Source organism: Pseudomonas sp. HMWF006 (genome assembly GCF_003061205.1).
Taxonomy (GTDB): Bacteria; Pseudomonadota; Gammaproteobacteria; order Pseudomonadales; family Pseudomonadaceae; genus Aquipseudomonas; species Aquipseudomonas monsensis.
On sequence record NZ_QAIU01000578.1, the window covers coordinates 12,270 to 17,079 of the forward strand.

General features: G+C 61.3%; 7 protein-coding genes. 3 read left to right on the forward strand and 4 right to left on the reverse strand.

What is annotated here, in order from left to right:
- A partial coding sequence (locus DBR24_RS34960; protein WP_371921365.1) for a hypothetical protein occupies positions 1-62 on the reverse strand: 62 nt, incomplete at its 3' end.
- Positions 63-189: 127 nt separating this feature from the next.
- Here DBR24_RS34960 and DBR24_RS26535 point away from each other — a divergent pair.
- Positions 190-1,392: an MFS transporter gene (locus tag DBR24_RS26535; RefSeq protein WP_128616195.1), complete on the forward strand. Its 1,203-nt coding sequence runs from the start codon at positions 190-192 to the stop codon at positions 1,390-1,392.
- Positions 1,393-1,418: 26 nt separating this feature from the next.
- Here DBR24_RS26535 and DBR24_RS26540 read toward each other — a convergent pair whose 3' ends face one another.
- Both DBR24_RS26540 and DBR24_RS26545 read right to left on the reverse strand, forming a co-directional pair.
- A complete protein-coding gene (locus DBR24_RS26540; RefSeq protein WP_128616196.1) occupies positions 1,419-2,342 on the reverse strand; it encodes a bifunctional helix-turn-helix transcriptional regulator/GNAT family N-acetyltransferase in 924 nt (307 codons plus the stop codon).
- 64 nt (positions 2,343-2,406) lie between these two features.
- Entirely contained in the window at positions 2,407-2,694 is a 288-nt protein-coding gene (locus tag DBR24_RS26545) for a hypothetical protein (protein WP_128616197.1), read from the reverse strand.
- Positions 2,695-2,840: 146 nt separating this feature from the next.
- On the opposite strand from DBR24_RS26545, the gene DBR24_RS26550 reads away from it, so the two are divergent.
- Together DBR24_RS26550 and DBR24_RS26555 are read left to right on the forward strand one after the other, a co-directional pair.
- Complete coding sequence (locus tag DBR24_RS26550; protein ID WP_128616198.1) at positions 2,841-3,677, forward strand: AraC family transcriptional regulator; 837 nt, start codon at positions 2,841-2,843, stop codon at positions 3,675-3,677.
- 54 nt (positions 3,678-3,731) lie between these two features.
- A complete protein-coding gene (locus tag DBR24_RS26555; protein WP_128616199.1) occupies positions 3,732-4,328 on the forward strand; it encodes a LysE family translocator in 597 nt (198 codons plus the stop codon).
- 209 nt (positions 4,329-4,537) lie between these two features.
- Here DBR24_RS26555 and DBR24_RS33945 read toward each other — a convergent pair.
- On the reverse strand, positions 4,538-4,810 hold a 273-nt coding region (locus DBR24_RS33945; protein WP_256591864.1), incomplete at its 5' end, for a helix-turn-helix transcriptional regulator.

Consider the following 4,810-nt stretch of genomic DNA (forward strand, 5'->3'; position numbering starts at 1 on the left):
CCGGCCGCAAGCAACCTGGCACGGGTATCTTCGATCATTTCGGCACGGTTTCGACGAACCATCAGGCACTCCTCAAATCATTTGACATACGTCGCGTACGTCAATAAATTCCCTCACATACGCAGCGTATGCATTTTCAGCGCTGAAGCCATTGCAGGCAAGTCAATCGGCCCAGGAGAGTGTGCGCTGATGGTCAAGTCTTACCGTGAACTGTTCACCCAACCTGGCACTCACGGTTTTGCCCTGGCGGGTCTGGTGGCCCGTTTTCCGCTGGCCATGGCCGGTATCGGCATCATCACCATGCTGGCGATGATGCGGGACAATTACGCGCTGGCGGGCGCCGTGGCGGCCACGTTCGCCCTGACGCTCGCGGTGCTGGCGCCACAGATCTCGCGGCTGGTCGACCGCTTCGGGCAACGCCAGGTACTCCCGGGCGCTGCAGCAATCAGTTGCGCCGGCCTGCTTGCACTGCCGGCCTGTGCCTACTGGCAGTTGCCGGACTGGACCCTGTTCGTGGGTGCCGTAATGTCGGGCTTCATGCCCAGCATGTCCGCGATGTCCCGGGCGCGCTGGACACTGATTTACCGCGGCACAGCGAAACTGAACACTGCCTACGCCCTGGAATCGGTGCTGGACGAAGTCACTTTTATTGTCGGCCCGCCACTGGCGGTGGGTCTGAGTGTGGCGCTGTTTCCCGAGGCTGGACCACTGGTGACAGCGTTGTTGCTGGCCATCGGGGTATATGCCTTCGTCAGCCAGCGGGGTAGCGAACCACCCGTTCGGGCGACCTCCGGGGTGCCACAGACGTCGATGATTCGCGTGGGTGGCATTCGCATCCTTGCACTGTTGATGGTGGCCATGGGCATGATTGTCGGCACCATTGATGTGGTCAGCGTGGCCTTTGCCCAGTCTCAAGGCCAGCCCGTCGCCGCCAGTATCGTGTTGTCGGCATATGCCCTGGGTTCCTGCGTCGCCGGCCTGACGTTCGGGGCGATGAAACTGCAAGTGCCTTTATCACGCCTGTTTCTACTGTGCGGGTTGGCGACGGCCATCACGACTGTGCCGTTGTTATGGGCCAGCAATGTGCTCGGGTTGTCACTGGCCGTACTGGTTGCAGGGGTGTTTTTTGCCCCGACCCTGATCGTGGCAATGACCCTTGCCGAACAGATGGTTGCGCCCGAGCGTCTGACCGAAGCATTGACCTGGTTGATTTCAGGGCTTGGCGTGGGCGTCGCGCTGGGCGCAGCGGCAACAGGTCAAGTCGTGGATGAGTTCGGCGCCCGCCAGGGGGCGATCGTCGCGCTGGTCGCCGGCCTGATCGTGCTCGGCGTTGCGCTGTACGGCCATCGTCGCTTGAAACCGGACATGGCCATCGTCGCGCAAGCGACCTGAACGGTCAGGCTGTTTGCCATCGGCCCCTACAAATCACGTGCCCACGTCTGGCTGACCAGTGCCTTGCCGAAACGATTGACCGCCTCCTCTTCCACCAATTCAAACCCCGCCTTCTGATAAATCTGGCGCGCCGCCGTCAGGTTGCTGGTAGTCCACAGGGTCATTCGTGTGTAACCGATCTGCCGGGCAAAGCGCAGGCACTCATCAACCAGGCGACGGCCGATGCCCAGTCCCCGGGCACTGGCGTCAACGTAGAGCATGCGCAGTTTCGCGGTGGTTTCATCCTGTCGCACGACGAATACCGAGCCGATAACCTTGCCGTCCTTCTCGGCGATCCAGCAGCGCTCGCAAGCCGGGTCGAAGTCACGCAGGTATTTCGCGATGACCTCGGCCACCAACGCTTCGAATTCCGAGTTCCAGCCGTACTCACGGCTATAGAGGGCGGCCTGCTGCTGCATCACCGTGCCCATGTCGCCGGGTTGCGGATCACGCAGCACGTAGGTCGAGTCCGGGTGGTTCTGCAAAAGCGTCTGGATCAGTGTCATGGCGCCGAGCAATTGTTGTTGCTGCGGCTCGGTCAGGCGCTGAAGCATGGCGACCACTTGTTCGCGGGAAGCTTGTTCGAGGGGGACGAGGATTTCCCGGCCCAGCTCGGTGAGGTGCAGTAGAGCTGCGCGGGCATCGGTGGGCGAAGGGACTTTCTGGATCAGGCCCTTCTTCTCGAAACCGCTGATCAGGCGGCTCATGTAGCCGGCATCCAGGCTCAGCATCTGGCGCAGGTCGGCGCTGGTCAGGTCACCACGCGAAGCCAGTTCATAAAGGATGCGCAGCTCGGTCAGCGAGTATTCGCTCTGCAGCAGATGCTCCTGCAGCACGCCGATCTGCTGGGTATAGAAGCGGTTGAAACTGCGCACGATGTCGGCGTGCTGGAACAGATCGGTGCTGGACATGACCCATGCTCGAATGATTGCCTAAGGCAACTATATATTTGCCTTTAGCAATCATGTCAATGCCCTACCTGCACTTGGCCAGCACCACCTGACAGGTGTCCGGAGTGCCACCGGAACGCCCGGCATACCGGATGCAATTGTTCATCGACTTCTGCCGCGCCATATTCAGGCTCGAACCCCACGCCAGACCGCCTTCGCCCACCGTCGGCACCGCTTTGGCGTAGCAACTGTCGCCGATGCCCGAAGGTGGATAGTGTTTGCGGCTGGAACACCCCGTGCCCAGCGCCAGGCTGACGATGATCAGGGTCGGCAAGACCCACCTGCGGCATCGGGGCAAACGTGTTTTGCGCATTGCGTTTTACCTGTCGCAAGGAGGTCGTCAGTCTGCCGAGTCTAGCCGTTCGCCGTTGTCGACCTGCACAAATCTTCTAAACGCCGGTCGTCATTGCGCGGTATTTTATCGGGCCGCACCGTTCATGCTGATCTCTGGAGCCTGCCGTGGATAAACGCAACTGGATCGAGCTGTCCCAGGATGTCGACACCGGGATTGAATCGATTCGTGCCCATTTTCAGGGGCATGCCTATGACCCGCACTGGCATGACAGTTTTCTGGTCGGCGTGACCGAGCAAGGTGTGCAGCAATTCAATTGCCGCCGCGTGCGCCACCGCAGTACGCCGGGCCAGGTCTTTTTGCTGGAACCGGGGGAAATCCACGACGGTCAGGCCCCCACGGACGACGGGTTCACCTATTCGATGCTGTACCTTGATCCGCACTGGCTGGAGCGCGAACTGCACGCGTTGTTCGAAGACGCCCCGGCCAACACTCAACCCGGTTTTGCCGATACCTTGAGCCAGGACCCGCGCCTGTCCACGGCGATCAATCAGGCCTTCCACGCCCTGCATGACGGCGACTTGCGCATCGTCCGCCAGACAGCCATCGACAGCCTGTTGGCTTCGCTCACCCGCCATCTCGACTGGCGCAAGCGCCAGGATTTCGATCCGCGCCTGCCGCTGGTGGCCCAAGTGGCCCGGGATTACCTGCATGCTCACGCCTTTGATGATATCGGCCTGGATCAACTGGCCAACGCCTGCAAGGTCGATCGCTTCCGTTTGACCCGCGCCTTCAAGGCCGCTTTTGGGCTGGCGCCGCACGCTTATCTGATCCAGTTGCGCCTGGCCAAGGCGCGTCAGTTGCTGGCCCGTGGCGAGTCGCCGGCGCAGGTCGCCAGCGTGCTCGGCTTCGCCGATCAAAGCCACCTGGGCCGCTGGTTCAAGCGCGCCTACCAACTGACGCCAGCGGACTACCGCAAGCGCTGCTCAAACCTTCCAGACTGACGCACGCCAGCTGACGATCATGGAGACCTGTGTTCACATTCAGGAATCCGAATCATGGCGTCATTGCTGCCCTTTCTACTGTTTGCTTTCGTGGCTTCGATCACTCCGGGGCCGACCAATATTCTGGTGTTGAGCCACAGTTCGCGTCGGGGACTGAGCGCAACATTGCCGATCATTTTCGGGGCCTGCGCGGCGGCGGCATTGATCGTGTTGGTGGTCGGGCTCGGCGCCGGCGAAACCCTGTCGCGTTTGCCCCGCGTCCAACAAGCCATGGCCTGGGCGGGCGTGCTCTGGTTGAGCTGGCTGGCGTGGCAGATCTTCCGCAGTGCGCCCCCGGCCCTGGACTCGACCGAAGCACAAGATGAAGGGTTCAGCGTACTCGGTGCGGCGATGTTGCAACTGGTCAATCCCAAGGTGTGGATGATGGCCGTGGCAGTGGTCAGTGTGTTTGTCGGTGGTGGTGACAAGACCGTGCGCTTGCTGGTGCTGTCGCTGGCATTTCTGCTGGTGTCGTTGCCCTGCATGACGTTCTGGGCGCTGCTTGGCGTCGGCAGTGCACGGCTGTTCGGCAGCCCACAGGCGTTCAAGCGCATGAATGCGGTATTGGCGCTGTTGCTGCTGCTTTCCGCCTGGCTGACGGTCCTGCTCTGAGCGGGCTGACCTGAAGTCAGGCAAGCACCTGTGGCGAGGGGATTTATCCCCGTTCGGCTGCGCAGCAGTCGTAAATCTGAATACTCGGTATGCCTGAAGGAATGAGTGGGCAGGTTTTGGGGCTGCTGCGCAGCCCAGCGGGGATAAATCCCCTCACCACAGGTTGGATTTCTTACGGTTGGGGCTGCATGGGAACGCAGGCGATGATCTCAGCGCGATGTCGCCTGGCGATATTCGCGGGGGGTGAAGCCGGTGGAGGCCTTGAACTGGCGGGTGAAGGCACTGTGGTCGGTGTAACCGCATTGCAGCGCGACGTCGGTGATCGGCAAATCGGTGTGCAGCAAGCGATGGGCGTGTTCCAGGCGCACCTTCTGAATCATCTGTCGTGGCGTCAGGTGAAAGACGCGCTTGCAGTAGCGCTCCAGTTGCGCCACCGAAATACCGGCGATTCGCGTCAGTTCGCCCAACGTGACGCGGCGATT

Coding starts and splice junctions, on each gene's coding strand:
- DBR24_RS26535 (WP_128616195.1), top strand. CDS start 190: ATGGTCAAGTCTTACCGTGAACTGTTCACCCAACCTGGCACTCACGGT.
- DBR24_RS26540 (WP_128616196.1), bottom strand. CDS start 2,342: ATGTCCAGCACCGATCTGTTCCAGCACGCCGACATCGTGCGCAGTTTC.
- DBR24_RS26545 (WP_128616197.1), bottom strand. CDS start 2,694: ATGCGCAAAACACGTTTGCCCCGATGCCGCAGGTGGGTCTTGCCGACC.
- DBR24_RS26555 (WP_128616199.1), top strand. CDS start 3,732: ATGGCGTCATTGCTGCCCTTTCTACTGTTTGCTTTCGTGGCTTCGATC.